The sequence below is a fragment of the Pseudomonas sp. S12(2018) genome (assembly GCF_024355235.1).
In the GTDB taxonomy this organism is placed as follows: domain Bacteria; phylum Pseudomonadota; class Gammaproteobacteria; order Pseudomonadales; family Pseudomonadaceae; genus Aquipseudomonas; species Aquipseudomonas palmensis.
In genome coordinates, this window is the sequence record NZ_QLAD01000003.1 from 372,407 (window position 1) to 373,317 (window position 911).

The 911-nt window shown below is 68.5% G+C and carries 2 protein-coding genes; both read right to left on the bottom strand.

All coding sequences use genetic code 11. From position 1 onward, the window contains the following. The coding region (locus DN388_RS08865; RefSeq protein ID WP_254998859.1) for a DUF4880 domain-containing protein at window positions 1-285 on the bottom strand (285 nt) is incomplete at its 3' end. Beyond that, window positions 282-785 (bottom strand): sigma-70 family RNA polymerase sigma factor, encoded by a 504-nt coding sequence (locus DN388_RS08870; protein WP_043860903.1) that lies wholly within the window; start codon window positions 783-785, stop codon window positions 282-284. The genes DN388_RS08870 and DN388_RS08865, both read right to left, overlap by 4 nt. Window positions 786-911: the final 126 nt, after the last annotated feature.

A 911-nucleotide genomic window follows, 5' to 3' on the forward strand; every position in this document is an offset into this window, starting at 1 on the left:
CCCGCCGATGGCGCGCAGCACCTCGCGCCGGGAGGTGCCGGGCTGCATCAGCACGCGCCGGGCTTCGCCGGCCTGGCCGGGCAGGCGCTGGTCCAGCGCCCGCACGGTGCCGAACGCGCCACCCAGGCGCTCCTGCAGCCGGCCCCAGGCCTGGGCATGGGCCGGGTCGCTGTTGAGCCAGGTATCGAAACGGGCGTGCAGGCGGGTGTCGTTGCGGTCGGCGCTCAAGCGCACCATCCAGTCGATGGCCTGCTCCGCGGCCGGGTCGAGGCGGGCCTTGCTCATGGTGCCATCTCGGCCAGGTAGCACTGGCGCAGGGCCTGTTTCATGTAGCGGCTGACGGTGCGTTCCGACAGCGCGAGCTTGCGCCCGATCTCCACATAGCTCAGGCCATCGAGCTGGCTGTAGAGGAAGGCTGCCTTGACCACCGCGGGCAGGCCGGTGAGCGCTCGGTCGATGGCCACCAGCGCTTCGACCAGCAGCAGTTGTTCCTCCGGGGAGGGCGCTACCTGCTCGGGTAGGCTCGACAGGCGTTCCAGGTAGGCATTTTCGAGTTGGCGGCGGCGGTGGCGGTCGAAGATCAGCCGGCGCGCGATGGTCGACAGAAAGGCCCGCGGTTGCTGGATGCTGTCCGGATCAACCCGCGCCACCAGCAATTGGCAGAACGCCTCGGCAGCCGTGTCTTCGGCGTCGGCGCGGTTGCGCAGGCGCTTCTGGATGTGTTGCAGCAGCCAGCGGTGGTGGTCGCTGAAGAAGAAGCCGAGCTTGGAGGAAGGCGTGTGCACCGGGAACGACTCGACAGTGAATGTGAATAGTTCTCAATACTACAGTGTCGCAATGCCTGTGTGTAGCCTGGGCGGGGGTGCAATCGCGCGCGGGTTGCGCCAGGGCGCGTTGCCGGCTCTGCCGGC